The organism is Paenibacillus sp. G2S3, assembly GCF_030123105.1.
Taxonomy (GTDB): domain Bacteria; phylum Bacillota; class Bacilli; order Paenibacillales; family Paenibacillaceae; genus Paenibacillus_AQ.
This window is the reverse complement of sequence record NZ_CP126095.1, coordinates 5,922,865-5,941,618: the sequence shown is the minus strand read 5'-3', so window position 1 is coordinate 5,941,618 and position 18,754 is coordinate 5,922,865. Positions and strand designations below refer to the sequence as shown.

Genomic DNA, 18,754 nt, shown 5'->3' with positions numbered 1-18,754 from the left:
TAAGATAGTAGTTGAGTAACAAACTTAGGAGGAATAAATTATGTCAACGCCGCACAATGCAGCACAAAATGGTGAAATCGCCAAAACAGTATTAATGCCAGGAGATCCGTTAAGAGCGAAGTATATCGCAGAAACCTATTTGGAGAACCCAACCCAATTTAATACGGTACGGAATATGTTTGGATATACAGGCACTTACAAAGGTAAAGAAGTGTCAGTAATGGGTTCGGGAATGGGAATGCCAAGTATCGGTATTTATTCTTATGAACTATACAAAAATTATGGTGTGGAAAACATCATCCGCATCGGTAGCGCAGGTGCCTACACAGATAAATTGAATTTATTTGATGTGGTACTGGCAGATAGTGCGTGGAGTGAATCTACATACGCCTATGTGCAAAGTGGTGTGGAAGGTGACGTGCAGCTGCCAAGTAAAGAATTGAACGAAGTCATTGAAGAAGCGGCTAAGCGTATTAACAAGCCAATTTTAACTGCAAGAATTCATTCCAGTGATGTATTCTACCATGAAGACAACGTGCCTGGTCACAATGAATTTTACAATGAGCATGGCTGTGTATGTGTAGAAATGGAGAGCTATGCATTGTTCCATAATGCGAAGGTATTAGGTAAACAAGCAGCATGTATTCTTACCATTTCGGATTCATTAGTTACTCATGCGGTAACCACGGCAGAAGAAAGACAAAATTCTTTCAACAGCATGATGGAAGTTGCATTAGAAGCAGCGATTTCTCTTTAAGAATAAGAAGTGAAAGATAAACTAAAACATCTTTATACAGAAATTGTATAAAGATGTTTTTTTGTGTTTTCAAGATTAAAGAGGCTATACCCCTTAGGTTCGTTATTGACAAGAAGAAAAATCCAGATCATAATAACGTATGAGCACTTGTTCATATGTTATTATGATCTTGAGCTTTTGAATACCACTGCGCGCGCATACAAATACTATCTTGCTGTAGGTAAATAGGAGGTAAATCATGAAGAACAAGAAGAATAATCACAATCATCAGATCGAGCATGTAGACGGGCAACACTCCGATCACGATCACAGCGATCACAATCATTCTCATGCAGGACACGATCATTCCCATGGACCTCATGGTCATCATCATTTTGATCCTAGCGGAAACAAAAAAGGATTAATGATTGCATTAATAATTACAGTAGGAATTATGTTTTTGGAGTTTTTTGGCGGACTGGTCACTAACAGCTTAGCGCTGCTATCGGATAGTGGGCATATGCTAAACGATGCAAGCTCCTTAGCATTAAGCCTAGTAGCGGTCTGGTTTGCAACTAAACCTGCATCACCCAATAAAACGTATGGATTTCATCGGTTTGAAATTCTAGCGGCACTCTTGAACGGGGTCACCTTATTTGTAGTTGCTGGTTTTATCATCGTGGAAGCTTATGGCCGATTCTTCGAGCCGCCTACGGTTGCAAGTGGTTCTATGATGCTGATCGCATGTATAGGTCTTTTAGCCAATGTTGCTAGTGCTTGGTCTCTTATGAGAAAAGGCGATGTAAAGAATAACATTAACCTTCGCAGCGCTTATCTTCATGTGCTTGGCGATGCTTTGGGCTCGGTAGGGGCTATTGTTGCAGGTTTAGTTATGATGATTTTTGGCTGGTATATTGCCGACCCGATTATAAGTGTACTAGTTGCTCTGTTAATTCTTAGAGGCGCTTGGGGAATCATCAAACATACCGTTCATGTTCTTATGGAAGGTACACCGATTACAGTGAATCCATCTGAGGTGAAGGCAGTTCTAGAAAATATCGAGGGCGTTATAAATGTTCATGATCTTCATATTTGGACGATTACCTCGGGTCTTGATTCACTAAGCTGCCATCTCTTAATCAGAGATCAGGAAGATGATCAACGTATTTTGCAGCAAGCTATTCAGTTAATAGCGGAACGCTTCAAAATCCAGCATACTACTATTCAAATTGAGACATCGGTGATATCCCATGAAGTGATGAAAGTCTAATTATATTTTATATTTTGAATAGATTAGGAGGGCTATAGTATAATAAAACTATATGGAAAGGAGTGATTGGTGCATGGAAGATCATACGCACGAGCACGAATCATGTAGCACGGGTGAACGAAAAAGTCATCACTCTGAGAAGACTAAAAAAAACCTGGTTAGCCGACTCAATAGAATTGAAGGACAAGTAAGAGGGCTAAAGGGATTAATTGAGAAGGACACCTATTGTGATGATGTGCTGCATCAAATCTCTTCGGTCCAATCTGCTTTGAACGGCGTAGGAAAGCTTTTGCTAGAGCATCATATGAAGAGCTGTGTCGTGGAACGAATTCAAGATGGTGAAAATGAAGTGTTAGATGAGTTATTAATTACCATCAACAAATTAATAAAATAATTGATAATAGAAAGGATTCGTAGGAATCCTTTTTTATTTAGATTCATCTATAGTATAGGGGGGTATACTAATACTGTTAGAAAATATACTGAAGGAGGACGACCCATATGAATGTAGAGGTATTTACAACACCGACTTGTGAGGATTGCAGAAATTTTAAAAAGTTCTTAAGTGAGCATCATATTCCATTTAATGAATTTAATATTGCAGATCATCCTGAACATGCAGATACGCTATTTAATCGAACTGGAAAAAGGCTGGTTCCTACCATTTTCATTAACAATCAGGTTTTCTTCGGATTTGTGTTCAATCGTCAAGAAATTGAGAAACAGCTGCTTGTCTAATGTTTAGTTCCGGACTATTTCTCTGAGCATGATAAGTTAGCTCACGATTGGGTGTATATAGTGTAAGGGACTATACTAAACTACATCTTGAGAGGAGCTTTTATGATGTCACATCAAAACTACAAAGAATGTATTGAAGAATGTTTAAAATGTATGGTGGCTTGTAATCACTGTTACTCATCTTGCTTGGAAGAAGATCATGTTGGAATGATGAAGGAGTGCATTCGCCTGGATCGTGAATGTGCAGAAATATGCGGATTCACTGCACATGCCCTGTCGATGAACAGTAGATATGCCAAAGCCTTATGTTTGGCTTGTGCTGAGGCTTGTGAAGCCTGCGGCAACGAATGTAAAAAACATGACCATGATCATTGCCAGCAATGTGCAGAAGCATGTTTCGCTTGTGCAAAAATTTGCCGTGAAATGGCCGCTTAACTTAGTAGGACTCTCTTCAGAGAGGATGGATTCATGAAGGAGTTTTCTCAGAAACAGGATTTCTGTTACTGAGAGGGCTCCTTTTTAGGTGTTTTGGTGTATAGCTTGTCGCTTGACATAATATAGGGTAGGGGGGTATACTAACATCAAGAAGAGGATGATGCAAACAATGGAAATCATCACAAAAGTGGAAGAGGTGTTTATATAATGACAACTGCTGCGGCGGGACAATCACAAACTTCATTACAAATCACAGGGATGACTTGTGCTGCTTGTGCAAACCGCATAGAAAAAGGCTTGAACAAGTTAGAAGGTGTAACAGAAGCCAACGTAAACTTTGCAATGGAAAGGGCCACAGTGACTTATGATCCGAACATAGTGGACGTAAGTAAGATGGAAGCAAGTATTCAGAAGCTTGGGTATAGCACAGCTAAAGAAGCTGTAGATTTACAGCTTGTAGGTATGACATGCGCTGCTTGTGCGCTGAAAATTGAAAAGACTCTGAATAAGCTGCCTGGCGTAAGCACTGCCAATGTGAACTTTGCGATGGAAACAGCACATGTCGAATATAATCCCGTTGAAGTTTCTGTATCTGACATGCAGAAGCGGGTAGAGAAGCTTGGATACAAGGCTGTTCCCAAACAAGAGCAAGGTGACCCAGCAGAACAGCGACAACAAGATTTATCCAAGCAAAAGCGTAAGCTTCTGATCTCCGCGATTCTATCGTTTCCGCTGCTATGGGCGATGGTAAGCCACTTTTCATTCACTTCGTGGATATGGCTGCCTGATCTTTTTATGAACCCATGGTTCCAATTGATTTTGGCAACGCCGGTTCAATTTTATATCGGTAAACAATTTTACATCGGTGCTTATAAAGCGCTACGTAACGGCAGTGCGAACATGGATGTTCTAGTTTCACTCGGGACCTCGGCGGCGTTTTTTTACAGCCTGTACTTAACAATCGTTTGGGCTGTCAATGGCGGGAGCGCGCATCATGGACCAGAAATGTATTATGAAACAAGTGCAGTATTGATTACGCTGGTTCTAATGGGTAAATTGTTCGAATCCTTGGCAAAAGGACGGACATCAGAAGCTATTAAATCCTTGATGGGCTTGCAGGCCAAGACAGCTTTAGTTGTCCGCGACGGTGAAGAATTAAGCATTCCTGTAGAGGAAGTTATTACTGGTGATATAGTACTTGTTCGTCCAGGGAATAAAGTACCTGTGGATGGTGAAGTTCTCGAAGGGATCTCTTCGATAGATGAATCCATGCTGACCGGAGAAAGCCTCCCTGTTGAAAAGAAAGCCGGAGATTCCGTTATTGGAGCGACAATTAATAAAAACGGTATGCTTCGAATTAAGGCAACAAAAGTAGGTAAGGAAACTGCTCTTGCGCAGATCATCAAAGTGGTAGAAGAAGCGCAAGGTTCAAAAGCTCCGATTCAACGGGTCGCTGATGTCATCTCCGGTATCTTCGTTCCAATCGTTGTTGGGATTGCCGTTATTGCATTCTTAGTGTGGTACTTTATCGTAACACCGGGTGATTTTGCAGGAGCTTTGGAAAAAGCAATCGCCATTCTGGTTATCGCTTGCCCTTGTGCTTTGGGTCTGGCTACGCCAACCTCCATTATGGCTGGTTCCGGACGTGCAGCTGAACTGGGAATCCTGTTCAAAGGCGGAGAGCATTTAGAGCAAACACATAAAATTGATACGATTATCTTAGATAAAACAGGTACAGTAACAAAGGGAAAACCTGAGCTTACCGATATTTTGGTCGAAGGCAACGAGACAGAATTTCTTAGACTGGTGGGTGCAGCTGAGAAGAATTCAGAGCATCCACTTGCAGAAGCTATTGTCGCAGGCATCTTGGAAAGAAATATTGAATTGCCAGGGACAGAATCTTTTGAAGCCATACCGGGTTTTGGAATCAAGGCTGTCGTGGAAGGCAAAGAGCTGTTAATTGGTACTCGGCGTCTCATGGACAAATACGGTGTAGAGGCAAGTCATGCTTATAACATCATGTCTACTTTAGAAGAATCCGGTAAAACAGCAATGCTTGTGGCTATAAATAAAGGGTACGTGGGTATGGTAGCTGTTGCGGACACCATTAAAGAAACCTCTCAGGCTGCTGTCAGTCGCTTGAAAGGAATGGGAATCCAGGTCATTATGATTACCGGAGATAACGAACGTACGGCAAAGGCGATCGCAGCTCAAGTTGGCATTGACCATGTACGCGCTGAAGTGCTTCCAGAAGGAAAAGCGGAGGAAGTGAAAAAATTACAAGCGCAAGGCAAGATAGTAGCCATGGTTGGCGATGGTATTAATGATGCTCCAGCTCTCGCAACTGCAGATATTGGGATGGCCATTGGTACCGGGACGGACGTGGCTATGGAAGCTGCGGATGTTACTTTAATGCGAGGCGATCTATCCAGTATTCCCGATGCTATCTACATGAGTCGTAAAACGATGACTAATATTAAACAAAATCTATTCTGGGCACTTGGCTACAACTCACTTGGCATTCCGATTGCAGCACTTGGTTTCTTGGCTCCGTGGGTAGCGGGTGCGGCAATGGCTCTCAGTTCGGTTTCCGTTGTTCTTAATGCACTTCGTCTGCAACGTGTGAAGATCCGTAACTAAATCACTAGAGGAATGAGGACGGAGATAAGGATATGGGAGAGATCACGAAAATCGCAGTTGCACCTCCAATTCAAGTGGGGGGAAGCCTGTTTACACCAGAGCAGCTTGCTACAATAGGAGCTATTCTAGGAACGAATGCAAAAATTGAAATGACTTCTTTTAAACAGCTTTATTTGGAGGTGCCTCTTGAACAACGTGAAGTGATTGTAGAGCAACTTGAGCGTATAGGATTAGAAGTATATCCAGCGGGTTTTGTCACGAAAAGCCTGATTGCCTGTAATTTTTGTAAAGGGGCTGAGGAAGCAGGTCTGGCAGTTGCACAGAAATTAAATCAGTCTATAGCAGGGATTGAAACACCTATGCCACTGAAGATTGGTTATGCGGGCTGTGCACTCGGAACCAGCGAGCCTCTGTTGAAAGACATTAGCGTTGTGAAAATGCGTAATACCTATGAGATTTTTGTGGGTGGAGAACCAAAAGGGCTTAAGACTTCAATCGCTCAATCCCTTAGATCAGGGCTAAGTGAAGATCAACTTATTCCAGTGATTCTGTCATTGATTAACTACTATAAGGCCAACGCCAAAGGGAAAGAGAAATTCAGAAAGTTCATTGACCGGGTGACGATAGAATTACTGCAACAAGTTGTCGCAGTGTAGGGTAAGGTTATAATTTTAAGAGGGGCTTCCTTTACAGGAGCTCCTCTTTTTAGTGTGATTAAAGAATAATGTACGAGATGCAAAGTTTGTAAAATTAATAAACTATTTAAGTAAATAAAGTGGTAGAATTTATAAAAATAATACCTTTATTATCAAGATAAATAGATGCCATAGGGGATGGCATGGAAGATGCGATGATCATTATATAAACAGAATGAGAGGGAAGTTGACCAAATTATGATCAATCTTAGTTCAGAGCGACAACAGCAGGTAAGTTATATTGGGATTACTGAGGCTGATTTAAATGTATTGAAAAGTAAGGAAAAAGAATTCAAGCAAATCGTAAGCTCCCTTGTAGATGAATTGTATAAGCAGATGATAGAGGAACCTGAGCTACTTCATATCATTGAACAGCACAGTACACTTGATCGATTGAAGGAAACACAACAGTGGTATTTTTTATCCATGGCCTCGGGTGTGATTGATGAAGCATTTATTGAAAGACGACTGCTAATAGGTAAAATTCACTCGCGTATTGGTCTGACAACCAATTGGTATTTGGGCACTTATATATTATATTTGGATCTCGCTACAGCTCATTTTGAACGGATATTACCGACCGAGTGGAAACCCGTCATTCATGCATTAACCAAGATGTTTAATTTGGATTCACAGTTGGTACTTGAAGCCTACGAAGTCGATGAAAAAGCAAAAATAGAAAACTTATTGGAAAAGCAAAACCACTTGCTTACAGGTGTTAGTTCTGCTGTTCAAGAGTTAGTATCCTTAATGGTTCAACTAAAAGAGAGCAGTGAATCTATAGAGGAATTAGCTAGTAAGAATGCTGATTATCAAGAGAAAACACATCAAAATGTATTATATCTCGACAAAGAGGTTGAATCCATTCATCAAGTGGGCACAATGATTAGGGAAGTGGCAGATCATACGCATCTTTTGGGCTTAAATGCGGCCATTGAAGCGGCAAGAGCAGGGGAGTACGGGAGAGGCTTTGAAGTCGTTGCGAATGAAGTTCGAAAGTTAGCACGTCGCTCTAAAGATTCATTAGGAACGATTGATGAGAAGCTGAATAATATCAACTCCACACTGTCCATGGTGAAAAAAGACTCGGAACACAACTCCATGTATTCTAGAGATCAGGTGAAGGGTTCCCAAGAATTAGCATCCTTCGTGAAGTTAATTGAGAAAGTAACCGTCGAGTTAGAAAACTTGAAATAGACATGCAAGCTCTACATATTGCAGATCAATTTTTAGGTCTTCATTTCTGGTGCAAGGAGCGGTAACAGTGTCTAAAGATCATCATGCGCAAGAAGCAGGAACTTCAAGGAAGATTGTGGCAGGTTTATTCATGTCACTGGATGGAGTGGTAGACTCGCTTGAGGCCTCACCTAAGAAGTGGGGGAGCAATGAAATGAATGAGACGATTGCTGCGGGTGTTGCACAGGCGGATACTGTACTGCTTGGACCACGTACTTACAAGATGTTAGCCCAGTTCTGGCAGCATCAGAGTGATGATCTACCCATGGCAAGATTCCTGAACCATTCTGGCAAATATCTGGTCTCCAGTACGATTACGGAGGACATGCTCGAATGGCAACCTGCGAGCCTGATCAAGGGCAAGCTCTTCGAGGAGATAATGAAGCTAAAGCAACAGCCTGGAAAGAACATTCAGATCCCTGGTAGTCCGAAATTAGTCAGATCCCTATTACAAAATGGATTGTTAGATGAGCTTAGGCTTAATATCTGTCCCGTAGTCGTTGGCTCTGGAATGCGTCTGTTTGACGAGATCACGAATCCAGTCCCACTTCATCTTGTGGACTCAAAAGCTTACAGTAACGGTGTAGTAGGCTTAACGTATCGCATATAATCTTTGAAATGAAACACTCCTTCAGAATATTCTGAGGAGTGTTTTTTTGTTTAGCAGTGCGGTTTAGACGTCGGTTTTGGAGACACCGTTTAAGCTGGGAACATAATCTGCAGCTTTATCGATGTTTACCATCTGGGCTGCTTCATTAAAATTATTGTTATTCTGTGCGTTGTTTTTCTTACTTGGTTGATGTTTGCCCGGTTCACCTTTGGGACTGGCGTTATTTTTTGGCATGACATTCACCTCCATATTCTCCCCATAGTATGAGAAGGTAGTTTGAATTTTATGCCAGACGAGGAGGTGATGAGGCGCACCACCGCAAAAGATTTGCGGTTTTAACGGCAGTTGTTTTCGGTGAAATGTACCTAGTGCTATTGTAGAATTGGATTAAATAGGAAAAACAGGTGTTTATATTATAAAAAGGTAGGTGAGAATATTGCTCTCTGACAAGAAACAATCTCTTCTTTTTATTATTATCGTGTGGGCAATGGCGCTTGGGATGCTGCTACTCCCCGAATCAGCACAAGGTCTGTACGGATGTACCCCGTTACTCGCAGTATGTCTCATGATGTTCTTGATTGTGCGAGATGGTTATCGTGCTGAGGGATGGAGAAGATTAGGTTTCAAGTTTAGAGGAAGGAAAGAATACATATTGGCTTTGATCATTCCCTTATGTTCACTGGGAGCCGGATATGCGGTCTATTGGGCAGGATGGGTATCAAGCTTGATTCCTCCAGATTCATGGATCAAGACGGTTATATATTTGGTCGTTTATATTGTTCTGGGTTCCCTATCTGCATTGGGTGAAGAAATAGGCTGGAGGGGCTGGCTGCTCCCGCGTTTTCAATGGATGGGAAGAGTTAGTTCCAGCATAACGATGGGTTTTATATGGGCGATATGGCATTATCCAGCGATTCTCGGCCCACGTGCCTATCATTCTTCAGGGAACCGTTGGCTTGTACTGACCCTGTTTACCTTATCCGTTGTATTTGCGGGAATCATTATTAATGAACTGCGTCTGACTTCTGGTAGCATATGGCCGGCAGTGCTTTTGCATGGAACTAATAATGCCGTAGATAGTGTGTTGCGTAATATTACTGCGAGTTCATCACCGATGCTGGAGTATTTAGCTGGAGAGAGTGGTTGGGTCCCGGTGATTTTATATGGCGCTGTAGCAGTTTGGATTCTGAATCGAAACCTCAGGATAAAACGGCAGCCGATCAGTTTAGCGCAATAACACATGCGTTCGTATATAAACGAAGGAATATCATGCATAAAAGTATATTATTCCCTATTGAATTCATTTAAAATGGTAGAGGATACATGAGCTGAATTACAAATATGTATAATTTTGTTCTTCCGGGGGATTCAAATGAGAGTGAAACTCCGTTTTTTTTTCATATCAGGGTTACTTTGCGGTTTTGCCTTTCTTATCATTCATTTTGTGGGAATCATTCACTCCAATATCTTACTTGAAGTTGGTCTGGAGCAGAATGAACAAGGACAATATTATATCGCAGAGGTCGACGTTTCCAGTGAAGGCTATAAGCAGAATTTGCGGGAAGGGGATATCTTAGTAGCGGTTAATGGAATACCGATTGAAAAAGTGGATGGATCCTTGAGATACGGAAATCTCACGCAAGTTCAATCCATTGAACTCCTCCGTATTTCTAAAGAGGGTACCCTGACCGCTGAACACTATGATATCAAGAATAAATCCTCGGTATATCATACGTTCACACAGCTTGTAGTTCCTGGAGCAACCTTTGTTTTTTTAGCAGTATTAAGTCTTCTTTTATATCGTAGAAAAAGAGGAGAACGCGCAGCAGAACTGCTAATTTTGTTCTTTTTATTGGTGGGAGTGACGTACTTCGCCGGATATGCCTCAAGCAGATCAGATCTCATCGGCAGAATTACTATGACTTTCTTGCTGCCTTTAATCCCGCTGGTGTTTATCCACTTTCTCCAAGTACATCTGAAACGATTTAATGTTCTATTTCTTTCTAGTTTTCTAATGAAAGTATTCTACGGATTCGCCATTTTAATAGGTATGGTTACAACCTTTAGTTTAGTTATTTACTCTTGGGATAGATCCTTATATTCCTTTATGCGTCTGATTATTATTGGGCTCTTTGTTGTAGGCATCCTATACAGCATATTTAAACTGCTCTATGTATACATCAATTATCGGAGCACAGCACTTAAATCGATGCTTAAAATTATGCTAACCGGACAGATCCTTGCGTTTACGCCATTTATTCTTCTTTCAGCTGTACCGATAGCTTTTGGGGTCGACTTGATTCCTTACGAAATCACTACGATTTTTTTGTTTTTAATGCCAGTTACCTATTTTTATCTGCTCACTGCTAAACAGCTATTTGATATTGATTTCGCTTTTAGTCGATTCAAATATGATCTGTTCATTGCTTTCATTCCGGCGCTAATGATTGTGGTAGTACTGGCGATCATTCAGAGTAGGCCGGAATATGATTGGATCAAATGGGTTCAGATGTTTTTGGTGGTGTATTTATCGATTACGACCTTCTTATTCTTTAAGGAGAAAATAGATCCTTATTTCCGGCCTAAGCTGGTCCATGAACTTCACCATTATCAAGGGAGTTTGGAACGATTCTCTAAGCAAATCTCAAAGGTTATGAAGATATCTGATTTGGAAGCTGCACTCAACAAGGAGATCAATGAGATTTTGCCGGTTAATCGTTCGGCTTTTTTTGAGATAGATGAGGATAAGAATTTGCGTAGTCCAATCTTGGACGATTCGGGTCAAGAGATCCATTTAGAATTTGTATCACAATCTCCCGTTCTTAAAGTAGGGGAGGTCATTCAACTCCAGCAAGGGATTCTACTAGTGATAGGCCGTCATAAAAAGAGTGTTCATCTCCTATGGATCGATCATAAGAAGAATCATATCAAGATGAACATGGATGAGCTGAATTGGTTAAATACCATCGCAAACTATGCAAGCATCGTCTATGAGAATTTATATCTGATTGAAGGCCTGATTGAAGACCTTGAAGCTGAAATGAAAAAAGATCAACATGGGGCACCCTGGGTTCTGCGCCTGATTTTTAACTTGTCAGAGAATGAGCGAAGAAAGCTGGCGGCGGATTTACATGATTCTGCCCTTCAAGATCAACTTATTTGGCTTCGTAGGCTAGAAACGCTGATCTCCGATCACGAAATTTCAACAGAAATCTTACCGGAGCTGCTTCAGATCAAAGAAGGACTTCTGGATGTTATCTATCAGATTCGGGAGACTTGCAATGAACTGCGTCCTCCGCTTCTTAGGGAAGCTGGGATTGTGAAGGCGCTGGAGATTTTGTTTGAGTATGCTCAGCTGCAGTCCAACTATACTATTAGCTTTACATCAAGTCCGATAGGCGAGTTAAGTGATGAACTGGTGATAGCCCTTTATCGAATTGTGCAGGAACTTCTGAGAAATGCCGGGAAGCACGCCAAGGCAAATCAGATTGAGATTGAGTTAGATCAGAAAGAACATCTCTATTTCCGTTACAAGGATGATGGAGTAGGCATGAATATTGTAGATATTAAGGAATCTTTCCAACATATGGGCTTGTCCGGTATCAAAGAGCGTGTAGCGAGTTTAGAAGGAGAATGTACGTTTAACTCGGAGAAGGGTAAAGGGTTGGAGGTTATTATTTATTTACCGACAACGACTTTTGTGGAGGAGAAAAATAGAGGAGGCGATGACGATGATACGTATCTTGTTGGTTGATGATCATCCTTCAGTTGGAGAAGGAACCAAGAATATGATTGAGCAAGATGCTGATATGGAGGTAACCTTTGTTTTGTCAGCAATGGAAGCTTTTGATATGCTGGACCAGCATAGATTTGATGTGATTTTATGCGATCTTAATATGCCTACAATTAGCGGACTTGAATTCACCAAAAGAGCCGTTCTGCGTGATCCTGAATCTAAAGTGGTGATTTATACCGGATATGAAATCAGTGCGCATTATAACCTGTTGATGGAGTCAGGGGTTACAGGATTTATCTCTAAGACAGCTTCCAGAGAACAGTTGTTAAATACCATTCGTTGTGCACTAAGAAATGAGGCTGTCATTCCAGTTTCTTTACTCAAGCAGCTGCGCAGAAGTGATATCAAGATATCCAATAACCGAGATAATCAGCTTATTGAAGAAGTATCTATTAATCAAAAGGAACAAGAAATACTCCAGGAAGTTGCCAGTGGAAAAAGTAACAAAGACATAGCCAGCAAGCTCTTAATGTCACAAAGGACGGTGGAGTATAATCTGACGAGAATTTTCGAGAAGCTGAGTGTGCATTCCAGATCCGAAGCTATCATAGAGGGAAAACGGCTGGGACTTGTTAGAACGGAGCAATTTTGAGCTGGACAAATACATAGTCTTGTAAATTTACAAATTCGAAGATATGAAGGAGAGATCTCATAATGATCGACATGGACAAAATATATTTGATTACAGATATCCCCGGTTATTCACCACAAATTAGTCGTCTTTTATCCATGATGAACTACGCAAGACACACAACATTAGAGGCTGTTAAGGACTTAAGTGTAGACCAACTAGACTATTTATTGGATTCAGAGAGTAACTCTATTGGATCATTATTATTACATTACGCTGCGGTAGAATATGCGTATCAAGTTGCGACATTTGAGGGAAGAGATTTGTCTGAAGAAGAGTTAACGATATGGGGGCCAGCACTGAGCTTAGGGGATGAAGGTCGAGCGGTTATTAAAGGAAATGATCTTAGCTATTATTTAGACCGTTTAAATGAGGTAAGGGAAAAAACGTATGCATTGTTCGCAACCGTGGAGGATGACTGGTTATATGTAGAAGAAGCGTTCTGGTATAACAAACCTGCGAATCGTTATTTCATGTGGTTTCATGTATTCGAAGATGAAATTAATCACAGAGGCCAAATTAGATTGATACGAAAAAGAGCGCTAGCTTAAAGATAGGGGAGCATGAATGGAGTTATCTTAGCAGTGCTATTCTTTGATATCATCTATTACACAGGTAAAGAAATTGGGCGGAAGGCCTATTATATGACTCACTAAATCCTTATAAAATGTGCCTAACAGAAAAAGGCGAATTCGACTCCATGCTGAGTGAGAATTCGCCTTTTTCTAATGTCCAAAAGTTCTCCGTAGTTACCACTCCCTCCTTAAATGTATTGTCTCAAGAGGAGGAGGTTCTCCAGTTCATTATCAGTTCACATAAATTTGTTAGGATAGGCAACATCAAAGGAAGAGATAAAGAGCGTGGCCCAGGAGAGGAAGAGATCAGAATGAACATATTAGAGGTTAAGAATGTAAAAAAATCGTATACTTTGTATGGTAAGGAAAAGGTTCCAGTACTCCATGATGTGAATTTAAGCTTTGAGACAGGTGAATTTGTTTCCATCCTCGGTGAGTCTGGTTGTGGTAAGTCCACACTGATGAATATTATTGGTGGAATGGACTCTGATTATGAGGGCGATGTCCTTGTTCGCGGGAAGAATCTAAGCAAAATGACCGAAAAGGAAATGGATGATTATCGCAAGAACAATATCGGCTTCGTATTTCAAAACTTCAATCTGATTCCACACTTATCAGTCTTGGAAAATGTTACGGTTGCGATGCAGATGACGAATACAAGCGAGAAGGAACGTAATAAGCGTGCTATAGAGATATTGACAGAGGTAGGCTTAAAGGATCATCTGAAAAAACGTCCGAATCAACTGTCCGGTGGACAAAAGCAACGGGTATCCATTGCACGTGCATTGTCGAATAATCCAGACATTATTTTGGCAGATGAACCTACGGGTGCGCTGGATAAGGATACAGGCGATCAAATATTAGTCTTGTTGGACAGCATAGCGAAAAGAGGAATCTTGGTCATTACCGTGACCCACTCGCAAAAAGTAGCTGACTACGGCAGCCGTATCGTTAAGCTTGAAGAGGGACTGGTTAAAGATGATATTCATTTGAAGGAACGTTCCATGACTACCTACGATGGGGGAGATGGTTCGGCCCGAAACCTCAGCTTAATGGCTTCTTTCAAAATGGCCCTTCAGAATATGAAGCTTAACGCCAAACGTAATGTATTGGTAGCATTGGGTGGTTCGATAGGTATTTTAAGTGTACTCTTGATGCTTTCCTTAGGAAATGGGATCACGAGCTATATTAATAATGAAATTAATTCAAGTATGGACCCTTTACTGGTGGATATCACTAAGCCAAATCCAGAAGCCAAGGACATGAAGGGCCCAGAAGCGATGATGTTACCAGGTGTTGCGTTTACAAAGGCCGATGTTGAAACGATCCGTAACCTTCCAAATGTAGATCATGTAGAGACCATAACAACCATTACAGGCAAATCTACCACGGTTTTTGGAGATCAAACGGGTAGTCTCACACAATTAACCACCTTAAACGATACGTTTGATAAAGCGACGATTAAAGCAGGGGCTTTACCGAAAGAAAATGAAGTATTATTACCAACGAAAATAGCGAGTCAATTAAGTGGAAATGAGCAACCGAATGCTATGGTAGGAAAGTCTATTCATCTGTATATTAATGAAATGGATGCTAAACATAAACCGATCACGTTGGAAAAAGAAATTACGGTCTCTGGTGTTTATGAAGCCACGGATCCAAGAGCGCAAATGTCACCAACAGGATATATTCCAACACAGACACTGGAGCAAATGTATACTGATAATGGGATTACCATTGGTCCGATTCAGGTTAATGCTTTTGCAACGGATATGAAATATGTAAATGATATTAATAAAGCGGCTGTGGATGCGGGCTTCTCGGGCTCCCAAACGGCAAAGATCATGGAGCGTATCACGACTTATGTGGATATGGCTACGATTGTTCTATCTGGTATTGCAGGGATTTCGCTCATCGTATCAGGGATTATGATACTGGTTGTACTTTATATTAGTGTAGTGGAGCGGACTAAGGAGATTGGTATCCTTCGTGCGATTGGGGCAAGAAAGAAAGATATCAAGCGAATATTCTTTTCCGAATCTGCATTATTAGGGATATTTAGTGGTGTTTTTGCGATAATCTTTGCAGCGATCATTAGCTTTGGATTAAATATCTTGCTGGAAAATGCCTTTGGTGTAAAGCTTATTAACCTATCTGGATCTTATATCGTATTCGGATTAGTTGTAAGTACAGGGATTAGTATTATCGCTGGTTTGATGCCTTCATCGAAGGCTGCCAAGCTGGATCCAATGGAATCTCTACGTTACGAATAAATACGACTTTGGAAGGGACAATTGATGAATGAACACCATTCTAGTAGTTGATGATGATTCCCATATCCGTAAATTAATAAGATTATATCTTGAAAAAAATCAATTTTCCGTAGTGGAAGCAGAAGATGGTCAAGTAGCCTTAGACATTCTAGCGCATACGAAAATAGATTTAGCGATTGTAGATGTGATGATGCCGCATGTCGATGGTATTGAACTGACAGAAGATATTCGATCTTATATCGATATGCCGATCCTGATGGTTACAGCCAAAGGAGAGTCTAAGGATAAAGTTAGGGGATTTAATGCAGGGTCAGACGATTATTTAGTAAAGCCGTTTGATCCCATTGAATTGGTACTGCGTGTGAAATCATTATTAAAGAGATATCATGTGACCCCTTTGAATGTTATTCAATTAGGGGGAGTAACGATTGATCTAGGGAATTTAACAGTCACTAATGCCGATCAAACCGTTGAATTGAAAAAGAAGGAATGTGAGTTGTTATTTGCTTTGGCGGCTTCGCCAAGGCAAATTTTCACACGTACTCAGCTTATAGAAAATATATGGGGAATGGATTATGAAGGTGATGAGCGGACAGTTGATGTGCATATCAAACGCTTAAGAGAACGCCTTGAGCCTATCCCTCAGCTCATCATTTCTACGGTAAGAGGACTTGGATATCGACTGGAGCTAGCCTAGATGGTGAGAAAAAGTCTGCGTCTTCGAATCGTCGTTACATTCATTGGTATTGTTCTAACCAGTTTGATTATATCCTTTATATTGTTTATGCAGTTTTCAGAAAAAAATAATACCCCAAACCATATGTACATTAATATTGCTGAAGATGTAGCAAAGGTGATAAACCTAATAGATGATCCGGAAAAAGTAAATGCTTTTCGAGATCTTCTTAATAGATTTAGTATAGATATAGCGATCGTTAATGAGCCAAGCGACTCCGTCTTTTCGTTAGATAAGGAAACAATGGCTACCCTATTCAGTACAAACACAACCGATGCGGTTTTTCTATCGGGTAAGGGCGGACTTGCGATCATAGGGATTCCCAAGATAGATGATGGAAAAGGTGCGTCCATTATCAAAATTGATTTTTCATCGTTTGTAAGAGGGTTGAGAATTTCGCTCCTGTTTACATTATCGGCTGTGTTAATCATCGGAAGCTTGCTTATCCTGTTCATGTCCAGGTACATCGTGAAGCCTATCAAAAAGCTGACGGTTGCAGCTAAGGAAATGGCATCAGGCAATTTATCTGTCCGATTGACTTATCGTAATAAAGATGAATTTGGTGAACTGATGGAGAGCTTTAATCGTATGGCAAGTGAGCTGCAGAAAATGGACTCAGTCCGTGACGATTTTGTCAGCAATGTTTCTCATGAAATGCAGTCACCACTTACATCGATTAGAGGATTTACAAGAGCGCTGCAAGATGGTGTCATTCCATTAGAAGAGCAAAAAGAGCATCTGGATATTATCTATGAGGAAACATTACGCCTATCTAGGCTTAGTGATAATCTGCTCCGATTAGCCTCACTCGATTCGGAACACCATCCGGTTAATCCCACCACATTCCAATTAGACGAACAATTGAGAAGAACGATCGTATTAGCGGAACCACAGTGGGCACGGAAAGATATTATGATTGAATTGGATTTATTGCCTTGCGAGATTACGGCAGATAAAGATTTATTTGATCAGGTCTGGCAGAACTTAATAAATAATGCTATAAAATATACGGGGCAAGACGGTACCATTCATGTTGAAATTGAGATGCACGCGCAATTTGTGAAGGTATATATCAAAGATTCTGGAAAAGGCATTCCTGAGGAAGCACTTCCGCTTATCTTTGATCGATTTTATATGGTGGAGAAGGCACGGAGCAGCGCTCTTAAAGGGAATGGACTTGGACTTTCCATTGTAATGAAAATTCTAAAGATACATGATTGTAAAATTGAAGTGGAGAGTAAAGTCGGAGATGGAACCCAGTTTATTGTAACGATTCCTAGTATCTAAACCAAATGAATAGTTAATGGGCTAAAGCTTAAGGTAAACTTTGAGGGGGATGAGGATGCAAGATCGAAATCCTGTCTATTTACGTGAATTGAAGCATACGGACTGGAAAGATGTTCATGCGTATTGTTCACAGGATCGTGTGTGCCGTTTTCAAGCTTGGGGTCCAAATACTGCTGATCAAACCCTTTCATTTGTGAGCCAGGCACTAGATGACTCTCAAAAAGTTCCCAGAACTCGGTTCGCGCAAGCCATAGTTGCGGTAGGAACTGAAAATTTGATCGGCATGGTTGAATTAAATGTTAGAAGCCATACGGACAGAAACGGTGAAATCGGCTATATTGTCCATCCTGATGTCTGGGGACAGGGAGTCGCTACAGCAGCAGCCGGACTCATGTTGAAGTTTGGTTTTGAAGATCTGCATCTACATCGAATATACGCGACCTGTGACCCTCGAAATAGTGGATCATCCAAGGTGCTCACCAAGATTGGCATGACCTATGAAGGCAGATTAAGAGATGCTTTACTCATTAAAGATGGCTGGCGAGATTCTTTAGTGTTTAGTGTATTGGAGCAAGAATGGGATAAGGAAGTGCGCTAAAATAAATTCTTGCTTCTCAATGTCTAGTTCATTACAATATAAGTATTCGCTTATATATATGTTGGAAGGAGGAAAAGTAGGGATGCAGTCACTGACGGATATTGCAGATGATTTGAAGCTCTTAGGAGATAAGACGCGACTGGCCATGCTTTCACTTTTGAAAGAACGGGAATGGTGCGTGTGTGAATTCCTTGATATTTTTGATATATCCCAGCCGGCGATTAGTCAGCATTTACGGAAATTGAAGAGTCGAGGGATCGTGAAAGAAAGCAAACGAGGACAGTGGGTACATTATTCGTTAAATGTCGAGGATAAACCGCATCTTAGGGCTGTTCTTCAACATATGCCCAGCTCAGCAGCGATATTGGCTAGTTTGAATAAAGAAGTTAAAGCACCGTGCTGCGACTAAAATATAGTTGTAGTTTTTTTTAGACTATATATAACTATATAGTTATATGGTGATGTAGGATTTATTCGTAGATTATAGGAGTGTTGAGA

General features: G+C 40.9%; 19 protein-coding genes. 18 read left to right on the top strand and 1 reads right to left on the bottom strand.

Translation table 11 applies throughout. From position 1 onward, the window contains the following. The first annotated feature begins 40 nt into the window (after window positions 1-40). The 9 genes from deoD (at window position 41) to QNH28_RS26160 (ending at window position 8,360) form a co-directional block, all read left to right on the top strand. Window positions 41-757: a purine-nucleoside phosphorylase gene (deoD, locus tag QNH28_RS26200; protein ID WP_094874689.1), complete on the top strand. Its 717-nt coding sequence runs from the start codon at window positions 41-43 to the stop codon at window positions 755-757. Between the two features lie 238 nt (window positions 758-995). Beyond that, on the top strand, window positions 996-2,006 hold the full coding sequence (locus tag QNH28_RS26195) for a cation diffusion facilitator family transporter (protein ID WP_283909158.1): 1,011 nt from the start codon (window positions 996-998) through the stop codon (window positions 2,004-2,006). A 73-nt stretch (window positions 2,007-2,079) separates the two neighbouring features. After that, entirely contained in the window at window positions 2,080-2,400 is a 321-nt protein-coding gene (locus QNH28_RS26190; protein ID WP_042131123.1) for a metal-sensitive transcriptional regulator, read from the top strand. Window positions 2,401-2,507: 107 nt separating this feature from the next. Then, window positions 2,508-2,744 carry a glutaredoxin family protein gene (locus tag QNH28_RS26185; protein WP_283909157.1) on the top strand — a complete coding sequence of 79 codons (237 nt, stop codon included), beginning with the start codon at window positions 2,508-2,510 and terminating at the stop codon, window positions 2,742-2,744. A 105-nt stretch (window positions 2,745-2,849) separates the two neighbouring features. Further along, window positions 2,850-3,179 (top strand): four-helix bundle copper-binding protein, encoded by a 330-nt coding sequence (locus QNH28_RS26180; protein WP_283912272.1) that lies wholly within the window; start codon window positions 2,850-2,852, stop codon window positions 3,177-3,179. Between the two features lie 207 nt (window positions 3,180-3,386). After that, window positions 3,387-5,819 carry a heavy metal translocating P-type ATPase gene (locus QNH28_RS26175; protein WP_283909156.1) on the top strand — a complete coding sequence of 811 codons (2,433 nt, stop codon included), beginning with the start codon at window positions 3,387-3,389 and terminating at the stop codon, window positions 5,817-5,819. Window positions 5,820-5,851: 32 nt separating this feature from the next. Continuing rightward, entirely contained in the window at window positions 5,852-6,475 is a 624-nt protein-coding gene (locus QNH28_RS26170; protein ID WP_283909155.1) for an NAD(P)/FAD-dependent oxidoreductase, read from the top strand. 237 nt (window positions 6,476-6,712) lie between these two features. Continuing rightward, window positions 6,713-7,711: a globin-coupled sensor protein gene (locus QNH28_RS26165; RefSeq protein ID WP_283909154.1), complete on the top strand. Its 999-nt coding sequence runs from the start codon at window positions 6,713-6,715 to the stop codon at window positions 7,709-7,711. Between the two features lie 67 nt (window positions 7,712-7,778). Continuing rightward, window positions 7,779-8,360, top strand: a complete 582-nt coding sequence (locus QNH28_RS26160) for a dihydrofolate reductase family protein (RefSeq protein ID WP_283909153.1) — start codon at window positions 7,779-7,781, stop codon at window positions 8,358-8,360. Window positions 8,361-8,423: 63 nt separating this feature from the next. Here QNH28_RS26160 and QNH28_RS26155 read toward each other — a convergent pair whose 3' ends face one another. Beyond that, the gene (locus QNH28_RS26155; protein ID WP_156113190.1) at window positions 8,424-8,594 is read right to left on the bottom strand and encodes a hypothetical protein; all 171 of its coding nucleotides are present in this window, start codon (window positions 8,592-8,594) and stop codon (window positions 8,424-8,426) included. A 193-nt stretch (window positions 8,595-8,787) separates the two neighbouring features. On the opposite strand from QNH28_RS26155, the gene QNH28_RS26150 reads away from it, so the two are divergent. The 9 genes from QNH28_RS26150 to QNH28_RS26110 all read left to right on the top strand — a co-directional run bounded on the left by QNH28_RS26150 (window position 8,788) and on the right by QNH28_RS26110 (window position 18,665). Further along, window positions 8,788-9,597, top strand: a complete 810-nt coding sequence (locus QNH28_RS26150) for a CPBP family intramembrane glutamic endopeptidase (RefSeq protein ID WP_283909152.1) — start codon at window positions 8,788-8,790, stop codon at window positions 9,595-9,597. 135 nt (window positions 9,598-9,732) lie between these two features. Next, on the top strand, window positions 9,733-12,114 hold the full coding sequence (locus QNH28_RS26145) for an ATP-binding protein (RefSeq protein ID WP_283909151.1): 2,382 nt from the start codon (window positions 9,733-9,735) through the stop codon (window positions 12,112-12,114). Then, a complete protein-coding gene (locus tag QNH28_RS26140) occupies window positions 12,092-12,748 on the top strand; it encodes a response regulator transcription factor (RefSeq protein ID WP_283909150.1) in 657 nt (218 codons plus the stop codon). The genes QNH28_RS26145 and QNH28_RS26140 overlap by 23 nt, the downstream gene beginning before the upstream one ends. 62 nt (window positions 12,749-12,810) lie before the next feature. Further along, a complete protein-coding gene (locus QNH28_RS26135; RefSeq protein WP_283909149.1) occupies window positions 12,811-13,338 on the top strand; it encodes a DinB family protein in 528 nt (175 codons plus the stop codon). Between the two features lie 335 nt (window positions 13,339-13,673). Beyond that, window positions 13,674-15,635, top strand: a complete 1,962-nt coding sequence (locus QNH28_RS26130) for an ABC transporter ATP-binding protein/permease (protein ID WP_283909148.1) — start codon at window positions 13,674-13,676, stop codon at window positions 15,633-15,635. A 28-nt stretch (window positions 15,636-15,663) separates the two neighbouring features. Further along, window positions 15,664-16,332 carry a response regulator transcription factor gene (locus QNH28_RS26125; protein WP_283909147.1) on the top strand — a complete coding sequence of 223 codons (669 nt, stop codon included), beginning with the start codon at window positions 15,664-15,666 and terminating at the stop codon, window positions 16,330-16,332. Further along, window positions 16,333-17,658, top strand: a complete 1,326-nt coding sequence (locus tag QNH28_RS26120) for a sensor histidine kinase (RefSeq protein ID WP_283909146.1) — start codon at window positions 16,333-16,335, stop codon at window positions 17,656-17,658. It begins immediately after the preceding gene. Window positions 17,659-17,713: 55 nt separating this feature from the next. Continuing rightward, on the top strand, window positions 17,714-18,256 hold the full coding sequence (locus QNH28_RS26115) for a GNAT family N-acetyltransferase (protein WP_283909145.1): 543 nt from the start codon (window positions 17,714-17,716) through the stop codon (window positions 18,254-18,256). A gap of 82 nt (window positions 18,257-18,338) precedes the next feature. Next, window positions 18,339-18,665: an ArsR/SmtB family transcription factor gene (locus QNH28_RS26110; RefSeq protein WP_283909144.1), complete on the top strand. Its 327-nt coding sequence runs from the start codon at window positions 18,339-18,341 to the stop codon at window positions 18,663-18,665. Window positions 18,666-18,754 lie beyond the last annotated feature (89 nt).